This is a genomic window from Allorhizobium sp. NPDC080224 (assembly GCF_050281005.1).
In the GTDB taxonomy this organism is placed as follows: domain Bacteria; phylum Pseudomonadota; class Alphaproteobacteria; order Rhizobiales; family Rhizobiaceae; genus Allorhizobium.
Window position 1 is genome coordinate 3,198,331 of sequence record NZ_JBNNWJ010000001.1, and the last position, 12,902, is coordinate 3,211,232.

Below are 12,902 nucleotides of genomic sequence, written 5' to 3' on the forward strand. Positions count from 1 at the left end.
TAAATCGCGCACGTTTTACACAAAAAACCTTGATTTTTCAAAGACACAACTCCTCGACATGATGCGTTTGCCAGCCCCGTTGAGGGCTTCAACGACACCACGCATCACGATCCGAGGAGACATTTCATGACCAAGACCACCATCAATACGGCCGCGCTCGCCGCCGCCGTCACCATGGCCATCGGCAGCGCCGCCCTTCTGTCCGGCCCGGCCGTCGCCCAGGAAAAGGAAAAGTGCTTCGGCGTTTCCATGGCCGGCAAGAACGATTGCGCCGCCGGCCCCGGCACCACCTGCGCCGGCACCTCCAAGGTCGATTATCAGGGCAATGCCTGGACCTATGTCGCCAAGGGCACCTGCACCGCGATGGCGCTTCCGGATGGCCGTATGGGCTCGCTCGAAGCCCTCGACCGCGACCTTCCGAAGGCTTGAGACAGCACGGCACCTGCGGCTCGTCCGCAGGTGCCGTCCCGCTTTCCTTTCCAGGACGAATGCTTGAGGAGCCGGCCGTGTCTGTCCACCACGCCTTAGAGATCACCAACCGTCACGGCACTGCCGGCCGCCTCCCTAGCCGTGCAGGCGCAGGCTTCAAGCCTCAGCATGCCGACCCAATCCTTGCGGACGATTTCCGAATTGGTTTTCTCGAAGTCCATGCCGAAAATTACATGGGCGCCGGCGGGCATCCACACCGCATCCTGACCCGCATGCGCGAGGACTTCCCGCTTTCGATCCACGGCGTCGGCCTCTCGATCGGCAGCCCGACCGGCCTGGACCCGGAGCATCTCGCACGCCTGAAAACAGTCGTCGACCGCTATCAGCCGGAACAAGTCTCGGAACATCTCGCTTGGTCCACCCATGACAGCCACTTCCTGAACGACCTGTTGCCCATACCTTATGACAACGAGACGCTGAACAGGGTCTGTGACCATATCGATCAGGTGCAGGAGACGCTCAGACGCCGGATCCTGCTCGAAAACCCATCGACCTATCTCGGCTTCGAAGCCTCCACCATGTCAGAGACGGACTTCATCCGAGCGATTGCCCGCCGCACCGGCTGCGGCCTGCTGCTCGACATCAACAATGTCCATGTCTCGGCCACCAACCATGGTTACGGGGCCCGCGACTATCTCGCTGACTTCCCACTCTCTGAGGTGGCGGAAATCCACCTCGCGGGCCATGCGGAAGATTTCGACGATGCCGGTCTCCCGCTGCTGATCGACAGCCATGACCGCCCCGTGGACGATCTCGTCTGGGATCTCTACGCCCATGTCATCGGCAAGCTCGGCCCCCTTCCGACCCTGATCGAGTGGGACAACGAAGTGCCCGACTGGTCCGTCCTCAAACGGGAGGCGCAACTGGCCGAGGCGATCCTCGACCGCCATGTCGCGGCCGATCTGGGACTTCGCCATGCGTCCTGACCCGGTCTCCAGCGGCGCCTTCGCCGAGGCGCTTTTCGCACCGGACCTGCCGTCGCCGGAAGGGCTGAAGGGTCGCGAAGAGACGCGACCGCAACGCCGCTTCTCGGTCTACCGCAACAATGTCACGGTCTCGCTGGTCGATGCCCTCGCTTCGATATTCCCAACCGTTCAGAACCTCGTCGGCGAAGACTTCTTCCGCGCCATGGCGCGCCTCTACGTGGCCGCGCATCCGCCAACATCTCCGCTGCTCTTTAGCTATGGAGAAAGCTTTCCGGCTTTCCTGGAGGGCTTCCAGCCGGCGGCGGACCTGCCCTTCCTCGCGGATGTCGCCCGCGTCGAGCGCCTCTGGCTCGATGCCTATCACGCAGCGGACGCCACCCCGCTCGACCCGGCAGCGCTTGGAGAGATTTCCCCCGAACATCTCGCCAGCACCCGGCTCCAAGCTCATCCGGCCACCCGCATGATCCGACTGCGACACGCAGCCGGCACCATATGCCGTCTTGACCGAGCCGGCATGCCGCTGGACGGCGTGAACCCATTTCTGCCTGAGGCCGTTCTCATCACCCGCCCCGCCTTCGATGTTTCGATCGAAATCCTGCCCTCGGGCGGCGCGACCTTCTTCGAAAAACTTCTCGACGGCCATGCGCTCGGAGACGCGTGTCTCGCGGCAGGAGACCAAGCCGCCGACATCCCCGCACTTATCGGGATTGCCCTCACCTCTGGCGCATTTGCCGCAATCGACCTTCTCCCGGAAAGCGAAAGACCATGACATCTGCCATCACAATCATCGAATACTACCGCCGCACGATCCGTCGGATGGAGCCCATGCTCGACCGTTGGCTGCTCGGGCTCTTCGCGCGCTTCGTCTTCCTGGCAGTGCTGGTGCCCTATTACATCAACTCGGCCCTGACCAAGTTCGACGGCCCCTTCTCGATTGCCGATAGCGCCTACTACCAGATCGCCCTGCCGGCCGTGGACGCAGCCGGCGGCGATGTCTCGGCCGTATCCTTCTTCCCCTGGGGGCTGATGGTCTTCGTCGGCTCCTATGGCGAAATCATTCTGCCGTTGCTGCTCGTCGCCGGCCTTTTCACCCGCATGGCCGCCCTTGGCATGATCGCCTTCATCGTGGTGCAGAGCTTGACCGACATCCTCGTCCACAGTGTCGATGCCGGCACGATCGGCGCCTTGTTCGACCGCTTTCCCGACAGCGTCATCCTTGATCAGCGCCTGCTCTGGATCTTTCCGCTGGCCTACCTTGTCGTAAAGGGTGCGGGGTTGCTCTCCCTCGACAAGCTGCTTTGCACAATCTGGACCCAACGGATGGCTGCGCATGAAAAAAGCGGCCGGCTTTCGCCGACCGCCTGACTGGGAGGCAGATAGTCTGGGAGACGATCAGTTCACATGCGCCTCGATCGCCTTGGGCGCGCTGCCGAGGGGCTCTGCGGCAATCGAGATCCGGCGCGGCTTCATCGCTTCGGGAATGTTGCGCAGCAGATCGATGTGCAGCAGGCCGTTCTTCAGCGAGGCTGCAGTGACTTCCACATGATCGGCAAGCTGGAAGCGGCGCTCGAAGGCGCGCTTGGCAATGCCGCGATAGAGGAATTCGCTCTGCTCGGCCTTCTCGTCCTCGGCCTTCTCCCCCTTGACGGTCAGCACATGGGCATGCGCCTCGATTGAAAGCTCGCTTTCGTCGAAGCCGGCAACGGCCATGGTGATCCGGTAGAGGTTCTCGCCGGTGCGTTCGATGTTATAGGGCGGATAGCTCTGGGCCTGCTCCGGCTGACCGAGGCTGTCCAGCATGGTGAACAGACGATCGAAACCGACGGTGGAACGGTAGAGCGGGGAAAAATCGACGTGACGCATTGTGTCCTCCTTGAAGCGACGTTGGCGTTCTCTTGAGGCCGCTGGCATCCCGCTTGGGGCGATGCTGGCGGCGGTCTGCGGACCCTTCTGGCGTCCGCAGAACCGATGTGGGAAATGCCTAGATCGAATTCAAGATCTTCCGTTCAAGCGCCGCTCATCCCGCGATGAACTGCGGATGAACGCCTGGTTCAAGCCGGGTTCAAGCATACTCATCTAGGTTTGGATCATCGGTTGTCTCGACCGACCGGGCCGGAGATATCGTCCCTTCCACTTCGGCCGGACTTCGCCGGAACCGCAGCCCTCCGTCTGCGGTTCCGGCTTTTTTCTTTGACTTGGGCAGGGGCTGCGGCCTATCCCCAAGAAACGAGACGCGGCTTCAACCGACAGGCAGTTGCAGGCATGGACGCCATTCTTCACGCCACCCCCGGAAACCCGATTCCCGGCACGCCGCAGGTCGGCTACTTCGAGGGCCATCGCGGTATCCGCCTGCGTTACGCGGTCTTCCGGTCGAGTGCCCCGAAGATCAAGGGCACGATCGTCCTCGTGCATGGACGAAACGAGAGCATCGAAAAGTATTTCGAGACGATCCGCGAACTCAATGAAAGTGGCTTCTGGGTTGCGACCTATGATTTTCGCGGCCAGGGCGGATCAGAACGGCTTTTGAAGAAGGATCCGCGCCGAGGACATGTCGGCCGCTTCGACCATTATGTCCGCGACCTCGAGATCTTCCTCGAACAGATCGTGCTGCCCGACACCCGTCTGCCCTTCTTCCTGCTCGCCCACTCCACCGGTGGCCTAATCGCCTTGAAGGCGGCTCCACGTCTTTCCAACCGCATCGAGCGCATGGTGCTGGCGGCCCCCTTTGTCGGCCTCGGCGGCCAGAAGACATCGCCGGAGAATATCCGCCGGATTGCGACCCTCGCAAGCTTTACCGGTTTCGGCGGCATTTCGCTGACGAAGGACGAGCCCTTGAAGCCCTTCGAGGGAAATCCGCTGACATCGGATGCCCTGCGCTTTGCCCGCAACCAGCGGATCATGCTCGACCATCCGGAACTGGCCCTTGGCCCACCCACCGCGCGCTGGCTCTACGAGAGCCAGAAGGCGATCGACGCCATCCGCAAGCCGGGCCATCTCGCATCGATCACGGTGCCGACGGTGATCATCGCGCCCGGCAATGACCCGATCGTGCCGTATCACTATCAGGAGTCCATGGCGCAATATTTTCGCGCCGGCCAGCTGGTGCCGGTCCCCGGCGCACGCCACGAAATCCTGCAGGAGCAGGATCGCTACCGCAAACAGGCGCTAGCCGCGATCTTTGCCTTCATGCCGGGCGGCGAGCCCGACGCGGCAGATCCAGCCGATGAACTGACAGTCTCCACCCTGGAAGCCTGAGTGAAAGGGCTCAGCCGCGCTTCAGCATGTCCATGGCCTCAGCATGCACGGCCCTGGAGCCGGCCGCAATGATCGAACCGCCAGCCTCCGGACGACCGCCGTCCCAGGTGGTGATGACGCCACCGGCCTGCTCGATGATCGGGATCAGCGCGCCGACGTCATAGGGCTTCAGGACCGTCTCGATGACGAGATCGACATGACCGGCTGCGAGCAGGCAATAGGCGTAGCAATCCACGCCGTAGCGGAAGAGCTTGACCTTGTCCTGCACGGCCTGGAAGCGCTCGACTTCCCAATCCTTGAAGAGATGCGGCGAAGTGGTGAAGAGGATCGCGTTTTCGAGCGATCCGCAATCGCGCACCTGATTCTGCCGTTCGCCATCGGGACCTGAGTACCAGGAGCGCTCGCCATCGGCATAGTAGCGCTCGCCGGTGAAGGGCTGCTCCATCAGCCCCATGACCGAGCGACCCTTTTCCTGGAAGCCGATCAGCGTGCCCCAGACGGGAACGCCGGAAATGAAGGCCCGCGTGCCGTCGATCGGATCGATGACCCAGAGATGATCGCTGTCCATGCGGATATTCTCGTGCTCTTCGCCAAGAATGCCATGGGTTGGAAATTCCGCTTCGATCAGCTTGCGGATGGCGATTTCGGCCGCTTGGTCGCCTGCGGTGACGGGGTCGAAACCGGCTTTCTCCTTATTGACCACGGACAGGCCCGAGCGAAAGCGCGGCAGGGTCTCGGCCCTGGCGGCATCGGCCAAGCGAAAGAAGAAATCACGATCAGGGCGCATGGGAAAATCCGTCGTCTGGAGGGAGTTCCGTCTTAACGCCAGTCGCAAGGAAAGAAAACCACCGAGGACCGCCTTCTTCGCCCCTCGCGGCCAATCGCCGAAGGGCTCTCGATCGCAAAATTGCGTAAATTTTGGCCCTGCTCAAAAAAGCACCAAGATTCAACTTGACAATGGTGCACCGCAACATCTAACGTCTCAATCACAGTCTTCTGACTGTAAATACCCTCCTTGGGTGTTTCCTCCCTAGACTTAACCGCGCCACGAGCGCGGTTTTTTTTGCCCGGCACAGAGCGCCGAGAGCCGCAACATCCGGGAATGGGAAAAACTTACTCGGCAGCGAGGGCCCGGTCGCCGGCATAGTCGGCGACGAAGTCTGCCATCTGCTCCATGAACACCGCGAGCGAGCCGGCCAGCGCATCGAAGTCCGAGCGCTTTTCGAGCGTCGTCTCGTCGATATAGATCGAGCGGTTGACCTCGATCTGCAGAGCGTGCAGCCCACGGGCCGGACGGCCGTAATGCTCGGTGATGAAGCCCCCTGCATACGGCTTGTTGCGCACGGCCGTAAAGCCGAGATCCTCGAAGAACTGCAAAGCGGCCTGACTGAGCTCGGCGGAAGCACTCGTCCCGTAACGGTCGCCGACGATGAAATCGGGCTTCAGCCCGCTTCCGGCGACCCGGATATTGCCGGGCATGGAATGGCAGTCGATCAACACGCCGAAACCGAACATCGCATGGGTCCGGGCAATCAGCCGGCGCAGACAGACATGATAGGGCTTGTAACAACTCTCGATCCGCTCCATGGCGACCGACAGCGGCATGCGCCGCTCGTAGATCTCCATGTTCTCGGCAACGATGCGCGGAATGGTGCCGAGCCCGCCGGCGACACGCGCGGAATTGCTGTTGGCAAAGGGCGGCAGCGGATCGGAAAACATCCGCGGATCGAGCTCGTAGGGCTCGCGGTTGACGTCGACATAGGCGCGGGGGAAATGCGCAACGAGCATCGGCGCGCCGAATCCGGGCGCAGCCGAGAACAGCTCGTCGACATAATGATCCTCCGACCGGCGAATCGAAATTTCGTCGAGTCGCGACTCGCCGAGGAAGGTCGTCGGATAGTGACGGCCGCTATGCGGGGAATTATAGACGAATGGAATGGTCTGGATCGCGGGCTCTCGAACCTCAAACAGCTCGATTTCGTTGGTCATCCGCTTCCCAGGGCCTCTTCTTTACCAAGTCACAAACTTGTTGCGTCTCTCATGTTGCCAGTCGCCCGGTGCAAAGTCCATACTCCCGGAAATGGCGGAGCAGGCTCACTTTTTCGTTGTTCACCGGTTCTTTACTGAGCCGAACCTAAAGTGAGCGGCTGCAAGCTTCCCTATGCAATCGAGTACAGCGGTCCCTAAATGACTCAGAAAATCCTTCTCGCCGAAGATGACAACGACATGCGCCGGTTCCTGGTAAAGGCGCTCGAAAAGGCAGGCTACAAGGTCTCCTCCTTCGACAACGGCGCCTCAGCCTATGACCGCCTGCGGGAAGAACCCTTCTCCCTTCTCCTCACCGACATCGTGATGCCGGAAATGGACGGCATCGAGCTCGCGCGCCGCGCCACCGAACTCGATCCGGACCTGAAGGTCATGTTCATCACCGGCTTTGCAGCCGTTGCCTTGAACGCCGACTCGAAGGCGCCGAAAGACGCGAAGGTCCTGTCCAAGCCTTTCCACCTTCGCGATCTCGTCGACGAAGTGAACAAACTCCTTGCTGCGTAAGGCCTGCCGAAGGGGTCGAAAAAATCTCTTCACAAAACTGCAAAATGCCTATTGACGGGCGAACAGGTTTTGTGGTCTTAAGCCGCTCATCGGATGGGCGTGTAGCTCAGCGGGAGAGCACTACGTTGACATCGTAGGGGTCACAGGTTCAATCCCTGTCACGCCCACCATTCGAATTCAGTGATATCAAGGGCTTGCCGGTGACGGTGAGCCCTTTTTACGTTGTGATCCGCAGGTTCATCGAACCTGAGACTTCCCAATTGCGCGTGCTCTCGCCCGCTGCCAAGATATCCCGATGAAGGCGCAACGGGACGACCGGAGGCACGGAAATGGCGCTGGAAATTCGGCTCTACATTCGAGGCAAGAGCGGCAAGCTTGAGAATATGTTCGATGCGGAAGAAGGCTATTTTGGATGCTGCCCAACGGTTGGCGACGTGATCACAAAGGACGTGCCGCCTGACTGGGAGCCGGCTTGCTTCGAGGTCAAACAGCGATACTTCACCGTGGACCTCAGCGAGTGGCGCGGATGGACCCTGGTTGTCGAAAAGATTGCCTCAAAGGAGGGCCTGGCTGTTCACGCGGAATTCCTCAGCTCATCGATTTCTTGGGAAAGGACAGAGACGGAGGAAAACCCGGACATCGACGATGCGGCTTTTGGAACGGCAATGCAGTTGGCGACCCAATGCAAGGCGAACAAAAAATGACCCGCAAATCGATCGTATCTCAAGCAGACCTGAGGCGGTTCGCCGCTATTGCAAAGAGCGAAGGCGTGCAGATCGAGGTCGTAAAAGACGGCGTCAGCATTCGCATCATCCCTGAAGCTGACCAGGCAGAACCAGTGGAGCGCCCCACACAGTCAAAGTCTTCGTATTTCGACGGCGCAACCGCTCTTCCAGTGCTAACTGGCAAGACGGGGTATGCCATACCCGACGACCCGAACCATCCTCTGCAGAAGTGGTACGACAGCCTTGGCTTCGACCCACACACGATGGGCGACGCCGACATGAAGCGTTTGAGCGAAAAAGCTCACCGCGAATGGATTGCATCGATCCCAGGCACCAAGATCGGGAAACGCGAGTTGGCCTGCCTCGAGCAGCTTTGCTTTATCGGGGTGGGCACAACGGTTGCGGCGCATTCGGTCAAAGGCCTCGGCTCGGAGACCCAAGATAAGCTGGAGGCGCGAGGCTTTATCGAAACGGAGGAAACCCTCCCCCGAGCGGAGGTTGAACTCGGCCGGTCGTTGAAGCACGTTCGCCTGTTGAAGGCTGGGGCTGATGCTCTGGAGGGGCTAAGTGAAAGAGGGAACGAACCTGCCGGCCGCCAGCGAAATCTGAAGCCTCGGCAAAGTCGCCGAACTGGTGCGCAGGATGACGGCGAGCTTCCGGATGATTTCGCATTCTAGTGGGTGGAATTGACCGGCATTCCATGCGAAAGAGCCGGTGGCGGCGAACTGAGACATCCGGGCCTATGCGGCGGCCCGTGGAGACCGCCCATTCAAGTTTCCAAAGGGCGCGCACCCTCGCCTATTTTGCCGGCCGCAAGATCCATGTTCAGTGTCGGAAGTGCGAAATCCACTGCCGGCGGGCAGATCTGGAGGCTTTTCTCATGAGCCGCATTAAGCCAGTGACCACCGTTACCCCTACCCTCGGCATCTTCAAGCTGCCGGTGATCGAGATCGACTGTTCAGAATGCGGACGCCGAGGCCGATACAATCGCGAGCGAGCGATCGAGCGTCATGGGCCAGACATGACCATGAACGCCTTCATGCGGATGGTGGCCAACTGTCCGAGGGATGGCGATGAGAAAAGGCCCTGCAGGATCGGCTGCTCTGACTTGGCGTATATGTTCCAGGGGGCGCCCTTCACCGATAAATTCACCGGGGATTGAGTTCGCCATGCTGGCATGAACAGAGACCAGCACCCAGCCGACCGCGATAATGGCAGCCCATTGCTTTTCGGAGAGAGCGGTTTTCATTTCCTGAAATCCTTCCAAGTGTCGAGGATGTTCTCAGGGGTAACGCGGATGATCCACTTGATGGTTCCGTCAGCCGTCAGTGCAAGAAGCGCTGCGACCGGTTCCCGATAGGACTTCGGCCAGTTCATGAACTCGAGCAGCGGGTCAGTGAAGATCCACGCCATGAAGACGGCTGCAATGACCGTGATCAGCGCCCGCAATGGGGAATGCCAGGTGCTGGTCAGGAGCTTGAGGACGATCGCGCCGGCCACAGCCAGCCAGAACTTCAGGTCGGGGAAGTTGTGCAACGTGGCATTCCTTGGCCGTCAGGGCTTCACGCCGCAGAGCGCGGCAAGCTTTTCATTCTCGGCAAGGATCTGCCGCTTGGTCTCGGTCGTGAGGTTGTCCTCAACGCTGGGACGGATGGCGCGGGCTACGTCGCAGTAGCTACCGCTTGTCGCGCATCCACTGAGAAAGGCGCCGATCGACATCAGGATCGCTGCTTTTGCGCACATCGTCTTCAACCTTTCGAGCTGTCTTTACGGCCTTGGCGTCTGCTTGGGCCAGCTTCGCCTTCGCGTCTGTGGAGCCGCGGCTACGGCCCTTGAGGTAGGCGGCGGCGATGCCGCCAATCAGGGCAAGCGCGCCGACGAGATAAGGCGCGAACTGTGCGAGAAGAGCGGACAGCATCACTGCACCGGTGGCTGTTGCTTGGCCAGCCCTGTGACCCCGTCGCGAATGAGGTTGATCAAGATCTTTGCCAGGCCGAGCCCGCCGACGATCTGAAGCGCGATCTGCTGTGAGAAAAACGGCGTCCAGTCGAACACCTCGAGCGCAGGGATGAGGATCAGCAGAATGTTGATGATGTTGTGCAGAAGGTTCGTGTTCATCGTTTGAAAGCCTTCATGATTGCTTCGAGAAGAGCGGAAAGCCAGTTACCAGACTGGACAGGCTGCCGGGTGACGACGGCTGGCTTGGGGCCGGGATCATCGACCACAACGGGTTTGGTGTTCAGCAAATCGCGGAGATTGGCGCGGGTGCCCTTGCCCCATAGAACTTGGCCGGCTGGCGTGGCTGGGTAAATCGTGGCGATGGGCGCTGGATAGATGCCCTTTTCGAACAGATCGCGCTCGGCTTGCCGTCTTTTGATGATCTCGGCGGGCTTGTTCCATGCCATCATGCCTTTTGCCGCCGCAGCACGGTCGCCAGCGTTCAGGGCCTTGACGAAGGAAGCCTTCGCGATCGCACCTGTGTTGTAGTGGAAGGATACAAGCGCATCGAATTCGTGCTGCTTCAGCGGAACATTCACGGCCTTGTTGACGCCGGCCTCGTACTTGACGATGTCCTCGCGGAGCATGTCGAGAGCCTGGGTCATCGTGAGCGTTCCGGTGAACGTCTCGGGGTTAAGCCCGCCAGCCGCCTTTGTATGGCCAACGCCGATCGTCCAAACGCCGACACTGTCCTTGTAGCGAGATAGCACAATGCCTTCATGCGCGATCAGGGCCATAAGCCCTTCGGTGCTGGTCTTCATAGCGATGTCCTTGTGATTGGTGTGGCGGCTATACCTCGCCGCCGGGAGGGGCTTACTCGGCGTAGGTCAGCACATCTTCCGGTGCGACGGTCGGGTTTGCCTTGAAGGCATTGATCAACGCCTGTGTCTGTGCAGCGGTCGCGCCGCAGATGATTGCCCCGGTGAAGTCAACCGCGATCGGCTGGCCGGGAGGTGTCGAGTTCCAGCACCAGACCGGCTTCCCCGGAGCGCCGCCGACTTCATTCTTGAGGCGCTGAAAGGCAACCGCGCCCTCAGTTCCAGGAACGCAGGTGAGCTTTTCAATGGATGCATTGCCGTTGACTGTACGTTCAAGCACGAGATGGCTCATGGTCATATCTCCAGACCTCAGATTTGATATAGGGAAAAGCCGAAAGAAGCGGGCGTGATAAGCGACCCTCCGGCATGGTCGCGAACTTCCAGCATGGCGTAATCGCCGCCCCAATCAGTGATGTCGACACAGACACCATTGTTCGGGATCACATATGGCTCAGCGCCGAGGTCTTGGCTGAAGATGGCGAGGAACGTGCCTTCATTCATCAGCACCATTGCCATGACGCGAAAGGCGCCGCCGATCTGCTGTACCTCGCCATCAATGATGGGGATGCGAAGCGCGCAAGCAACGCGGACCGGTTCGACCTCGACAGGGCCTGGATCTTCCGGTTCCGGTGGCGCCGGCTCAAATTGCAGATTGTCGCCTAATTCGTCTGCAATTTCCTGCGCTATGCCCAGCAATGCGTCTCCTTCCGCAACGTGATACGGCAGGCCGTCCACCAAAGCGACAAACGTCCCATCTGCCCTGCGGTATTGAAGAGTAATCATGCGATCCTCCAAGAAATGCCGGTGAAGACGACCCCGCTTTGTCCGCCCTGCACCACTGCACCACCCGCTACGATTGTCGCATTGATGCCCGCCGCCCATGTTGCGTTAGATGCGACGTAACCTGACCATATAACCAGCCAACTGCCGCTGCTGGGCGCACTATATCCGCCGCTCGTAGGGGTCGCCCACGCAACAACCTGGCCGACGCCTGACGTCGTCTGCGGTTTTGGCGTGACCAGCGAGCTAATGATCGTGAACAGTTCGGATGCAGATAGGTCCGTTGGGGATCCTGTTCCCGCACCAGATGCCCGCCCCTTAACCGTGCCTTGCGCCATGTTGGCGAGCTTCGCATTTGTAAGAGAGCCGTTTGCAATCCCTGCCGCATAGAAGGTCGTGCCGTTGCACCAGAGAATTACATACGTCCCGTTGGGGACGGTCAGTGTCGAGCTGCCATTGATGGTCTCTGAACCGTTCGGATCAATGACGACATCGCCGCCGTCTGCCTGAACGAAGCACTTCCAATTTGCGCCGAGCGTTGCGGCTGCCGTGAGCGCAAGCGTGTAGGCCCCGGTAAACCGGATGTGCGTATTGATATCGCCCGCAACGGCTGTGTAATTGGCACTCCTCGTTACCAGCTCGCCTACTGCTGCCTGCTCCGCCTCTGCCGCGGACTGTGCCGCAGCCCCTGCGAAGGTGTTAGCAGCCGTCGCAGATCCGGAAGCTGCCGAGGCATACCCCTGCGCCTCTGTAACAGCTGCGTTCAGGTCGCCAACCGGAAAGACGACCTCAAACCTCGTGCCGGTGAAGTAGAGAACCGCCTGGCGGGCTGCAGTGAACTCGCCGGCATCAATGTCTGCCCCGCTCCCATATTTCACACCAAACGTGCCGACACCGGACACCTGTATTGTCGTTGCAGCTGTGTTGGTAGCTATCGGGGTTATTAGATACAAACGGCTTGCCTGGAAGCCAGAAGGCGCCGATGTGACAACGGCGTTCTCCGTTCCACCGGTCACCGTAAGCTTATCAATTGCAGCGCGCCCGAACAGCCGGCCATAGGTTAGGGGAACCCAAGAGGCGCCTGTTGCGTCCCATTCCTTCAGCGTTGGCGGGTCTGTGTTCTTGTCCAGCCAGAGCTTATCGGTTGCTGGCGCCGCTGTTCCGTCTTCCATCGTCGAGAAGACACCAGCCGATCGGAGAGCCGCCAGAACCAGCGACGACATGCGCACATATTTGCCTGTCTCGCTGGTGAGCTTCTGCCCGGTAAGGAAGAAGCCCCAATGTTCGCCGTCATCAAATTCAGTTGCCATGTGCGGTCCCTCGCGGACAACCCCAAGACGTTGCCTTGTCTTGGGGCGAGC

The 12,902-nt window shown here is 60.2% G+C and carries 19 protein-coding genes and 1 tRNA gene; 9 read left to right on the plus strand and 11 right to left on the minus strand.

Annotated features, from left to right (window positions below; translation table 11 throughout):
• Positions 1 to 126 precede the first annotated feature (126 nt).
• The 4 genes from ACQKP1_RS15715 to ACQKP1_RS15730 are packed head-to-tail and all read left to right on the plus strand — an operon-like array spanning position 127 to position 2,780.
• The gene (locus tag ACQKP1_RS15715) at positions 127 to 429 is read left to right on the plus strand and encodes a BufA1 family periplasmic bufferin-type metallophore (protein ID WP_006726909.1); all 303 of its coding nucleotides are present in this window, start codon (positions 127 to 129) and stop codon (positions 427 to 429) included.
• A 59-nt stretch (positions 430 to 488) separates the two neighbouring features.
• The gene (locus ACQKP1_RS15720; RefSeq protein ID WP_427275965.1) at positions 489 to 1,415 is read left to right on the plus strand and encodes a DUF692 domain-containing protein; all 927 of its coding nucleotides are present in this window, start codon (positions 489 to 491) and stop codon (positions 1,413 to 1,415) included.
• Positions 1,405 to 2,184, plus strand: coding sequence for a putative DNA-binding domain-containing protein (locus ACQKP1_RS15725; protein ID WP_427275966.1), 780 nt, complete (start codon positions 1,405 to 1,407; stop codon positions 2,182 to 2,184). Before ACQKP1_RS15720 ends, ACQKP1_RS15725 begins: the two co-directional genes overlap by 11 nt.
• Entirely contained in the window at positions 2,181 to 2,780 is a 600-nt protein-coding gene (locus ACQKP1_RS15730) for a DoxX family protein (protein WP_427275967.1), read from the plus strand. Before ACQKP1_RS15725 ends, ACQKP1_RS15730 begins: the two co-directional genes overlap by 4 nt.
• Positions 2,781 to 2,807: 27 nt before the next feature.
• Here the strand turns inward: ACQKP1_RS15730 and ACQKP1_RS15735 are convergent, their stop codons facing one another.
• Positions 2,808 to 3,278: an Hsp20 family protein gene (locus ACQKP1_RS15735; protein WP_076393979.1), complete on the minus strand. Its 471-nt coding sequence runs from the start codon at positions 3,276 to 3,278 to the stop codon at positions 2,808 to 2,810.
• A gap of 399 nt (positions 3,279 to 3,677) precedes the next feature.
• Here ACQKP1_RS15735 and ACQKP1_RS15740 point away from each other — a divergent pair, with 399 nt between their 5' ends.
• Entirely contained in the window at positions 3,678 to 4,670 is a 993-nt protein-coding gene (locus ACQKP1_RS15740; protein ID WP_427275968.1) for an alpha/beta fold hydrolase, read from the plus strand.
• A gap of 10 nt (positions 4,671 to 4,680) precedes the next feature.
• Here the strand turns inward: ACQKP1_RS15740 and hisN are convergent, their stop codons facing one another.
• Both hisN and ACQKP1_RS15750 read right to left on the minus strand, forming a co-directional pair.
• A complete protein-coding gene (gene hisN, locus ACQKP1_RS15745) occupies positions 4,681 to 5,457 on the minus strand; it encodes a histidinol-phosphatase (protein WP_427275969.1) in 777 nt (258 codons plus the stop codon).
• Between the two features lie 326 nt (positions 5,458 to 5,783).
• Positions 5,784 to 6,659: an N-formylglutamate amidohydrolase gene (locus tag ACQKP1_RS15750; RefSeq protein WP_203017544.1), complete on the minus strand. Its 876-nt coding sequence runs from the start codon at positions 6,657 to 6,659 to the stop codon at positions 5,784 to 5,786.
• A gap of 198 nt (positions 6,660 to 6,857) precedes the next feature.
• Between ACQKP1_RS15750 and cpdR1 the strand changes: the two genes are divergently transcribed.
• From cpdR1 to ACQKP1_RS15770, 4 genes are all read left to right on the plus strand, one after another.
• Positions 6,858 to 7,220, plus strand: coding sequence for a response regulator CpdR1 (cpdR1, locus tag ACQKP1_RS15755; protein WP_006726917.1), 363 nt, complete (start codon positions 6,858 to 6,860; stop codon positions 7,218 to 7,220).
• A gap of 95 nt (positions 7,221 to 7,315) precedes the next feature.
• A tRNA-Val gene (locus tag ACQKP1_RS15760) sits at positions 7,316 to 7,390 on the plus strand.
• A 159-nt stretch (positions 7,391 to 7,549) separates the two neighbouring features.
• A complete protein-coding gene (locus ACQKP1_RS15765; protein WP_427275970.1) occupies positions 7,550 to 7,924 on the plus strand; it encodes a hypothetical protein in 375 nt (124 codons plus the stop codon).
• Positions 7,921 to 8,622 carry a hypothetical protein gene (locus tag ACQKP1_RS15770; RefSeq protein WP_427275971.1) on the plus strand — a complete coding sequence of 234 codons (702 nt, stop codon included), beginning with the start codon at positions 7,921 to 7,923 and terminating at the stop codon, positions 8,620 to 8,622. Before ACQKP1_RS15765 ends, ACQKP1_RS15770 begins: the two co-directional genes overlap by 4 nt.
• A 281-nt stretch (positions 8,623 to 8,903) precedes the next feature.
• Here ACQKP1_RS15770 and ACQKP1_RS15775 read toward each other — a convergent pair whose 3' ends face one another.
• The 8 genes from ACQKP1_RS15775 to ACQKP1_RS15810 all read right to left on the minus strand — a co-directional run bounded on the left by ACQKP1_RS15775 (position 8,904) and on the right by ACQKP1_RS15810 (position 12,851).
• Positions 8,904 to 9,194 (minus strand): hypothetical protein, encoded by a 291-nt coding sequence (locus tag ACQKP1_RS15775; protein ID WP_427275972.1) that lies wholly within the window; start codon positions 9,192 to 9,194, stop codon positions 8,904 to 8,906.
• On the minus strand, positions 9,191 to 9,481 hold the full coding sequence (locus ACQKP1_RS15780) for a hypothetical protein (RefSeq protein ID WP_427275973.1): 291 nt from the start codon (positions 9,479 to 9,481) through the stop codon (positions 9,191 to 9,193). Before ACQKP1_RS15780 ends, ACQKP1_RS15775 begins: the two co-directional genes overlap by 4 nt.
• Positions 9,482 to 9,620: 139 nt before the next feature.
• Positions 9,621 to 9,863, minus strand: coding sequence for a hypothetical protein (locus tag ACQKP1_RS15785; RefSeq protein WP_427275974.1), 243 nt, complete (start codon positions 9,861 to 9,863; stop codon positions 9,621 to 9,623).
• Positions 9,863 to 10,063, minus strand: coding sequence for a hypothetical protein (locus tag ACQKP1_RS15790; RefSeq protein WP_427275975.1), 201 nt, complete (start codon positions 10,061 to 10,063; stop codon positions 9,863 to 9,865). The genes ACQKP1_RS15785 and ACQKP1_RS15790 overlap by 1 nt, the downstream gene beginning before the upstream one ends.
• Positions 10,060 to 10,704: a lysozyme gene (locus ACQKP1_RS15795; RefSeq protein WP_427275976.1), complete on the minus strand. Its 645-nt coding sequence runs from the start codon at positions 10,702 to 10,704 to the stop codon at positions 10,060 to 10,062. The genes ACQKP1_RS15790 and ACQKP1_RS15795 overlap by 4 nt, the downstream gene beginning before the upstream one ends.
• A gap of 52 nt (positions 10,705 to 10,756) precedes the next feature.
• A complete protein-coding gene (locus tag ACQKP1_RS15800) occupies positions 10,757 to 11,053 on the minus strand; it encodes a hypothetical protein (RefSeq protein ID WP_427275977.1) in 297 nt (98 codons plus the stop codon).
• 17 nt (positions 11,054 to 11,070) lie between these two features.
• Positions 11,071 to 11,544, minus strand: a complete 474-nt coding sequence (locus ACQKP1_RS15805; protein ID WP_427275978.1) for a hypothetical protein — start codon at positions 11,542 to 11,544, stop codon at positions 11,071 to 11,073.
• On the minus strand, positions 11,541 to 12,851 hold the full coding sequence (locus tag ACQKP1_RS15810; RefSeq protein WP_427275979.1) for a hypothetical protein: 1,311 nt from the start codon (positions 12,849 to 12,851) through the stop codon (positions 11,541 to 11,543). The genes ACQKP1_RS15805 and ACQKP1_RS15810 overlap by 4 nt, the downstream gene beginning before the upstream one ends.
• Positions 12,852 to 12,902: the final 51 nt, after the last annotated feature.

Excerpts from the sequence above, each read along its gene's own strand:
- ACQKP1_RS15715 (WP_006726909.1), top strand. The coding sequence starts at position 127 with ATGACCAAGACCACCATCAATACGGCCGCGCTCGCCGCCGCCGTCACC.
- ACQKP1_RS15720 (WP_427275965.1), top strand. The coding sequence starts at position 489 with ATGCTTGAGGAGCCGGCCGTGTCTGTCCACCACGCCTTAGAGATCACC.
- ACQKP1_RS15725 (WP_427275966.1), top strand. The coding sequence starts at position 1,405 with ATGCGTCCTGACCCGGTCTCCAGCGGCGCCTTCGCCGAGGCGCTTTTC.
- ACQKP1_RS15730 (WP_427275967.1), top strand. The coding sequence starts at position 2,181 with ATGACATCTGCCATCACAATCATCGAATACTACCGCCGCACGATCCGT.
- ACQKP1_RS15735 (WP_076393979.1), bottom strand. The coding sequence starts at position 3,278 with ATGCGTCACGTCGATTTTTCCCCGCTCTACCGTTCCACCGTCGGTTTC.
- ACQKP1_RS15740 (WP_427275968.1), top strand. The coding sequence starts at position 3,678 with ATGGACGCCATTCTTCACGCCACCCCCGGAAACCCGATTCCCGGCACG.
- hisN (WP_427275969.1), bottom strand. The coding sequence starts at position 5,457 with ATGCGCCCTGATCGTGATTTCTTCTTTCGCTTGGCCGATGCCGCCAGG.
- ACQKP1_RS15750 (WP_203017544.1), bottom strand. The coding sequence starts at position 6,659 with ATGACCAACGAAATCGAGCTGTTTGAGGTTCGAGAGCCCGCGATCCAG.
- cpdR1 (WP_006726917.1), top strand. The coding sequence starts at position 6,858 with ATGACTCAGAAAATCCTTCTCGCCGAAGATGACAACGACATGCGCCGG.
- ACQKP1_RS15765 (WP_427275970.1), top strand. The coding sequence starts at position 7,550 with ATGGCGCTGGAAATTCGGCTCTACATTCGAGGCAAGAGCGGCAAGCTT.
- ACQKP1_RS15770 (WP_427275971.1), top strand. The coding sequence starts at position 7,921 with ATGACCCGCAAATCGATCGTATCTCAAGCAGACCTGAGGCGGTTCGCC.
- ACQKP1_RS15775 (WP_427275972.1), bottom strand. The coding sequence starts at position 9,194 with ATGAAAACCGCTCTCTCCGAAAAGCAATGGGCTGCCATTATCGCGGTC.
- ACQKP1_RS15785 (WP_427275974.1), bottom strand. The coding sequence starts at position 9,863 with ATGCTGTCCGCTCTTCTCGCACAGTTCGCGCCTTATCTCGTCGGCGCG.
- ACQKP1_RS15790 (WP_427275975.1), bottom strand. The coding sequence starts at position 10,063 with ATGAACACGAACCTTCTGCACAACATCATCAACATTCTGCTGATCCTC.
- ACQKP1_RS15795 (WP_427275976.1), bottom strand. The coding sequence starts at position 10,704 with ATGAAGACCAGCACCGAAGGGCTTATGGCCCTGATCGCGCATGAAGGC.
- ACQKP1_RS15800 (WP_427275977.1), bottom strand. The coding sequence starts at position 11,053 with ATGAGCCATCTCGTGCTTGAACGTACAGTCAACGGCAATGCATCCATT.
- ACQKP1_RS15805 (WP_427275978.1), bottom strand. The coding sequence starts at position 11,544 with ATGATTACTCTTCAATACCGCAGGGCAGATGGGACGTTTGTCGCTTTG.
- ACQKP1_RS15810 (WP_427275979.1), bottom strand. The coding sequence starts at position 12,851 with ATGGCAACTGAATTTGATGACGGCGAACATTGGGGCTTCTTCCTTACC.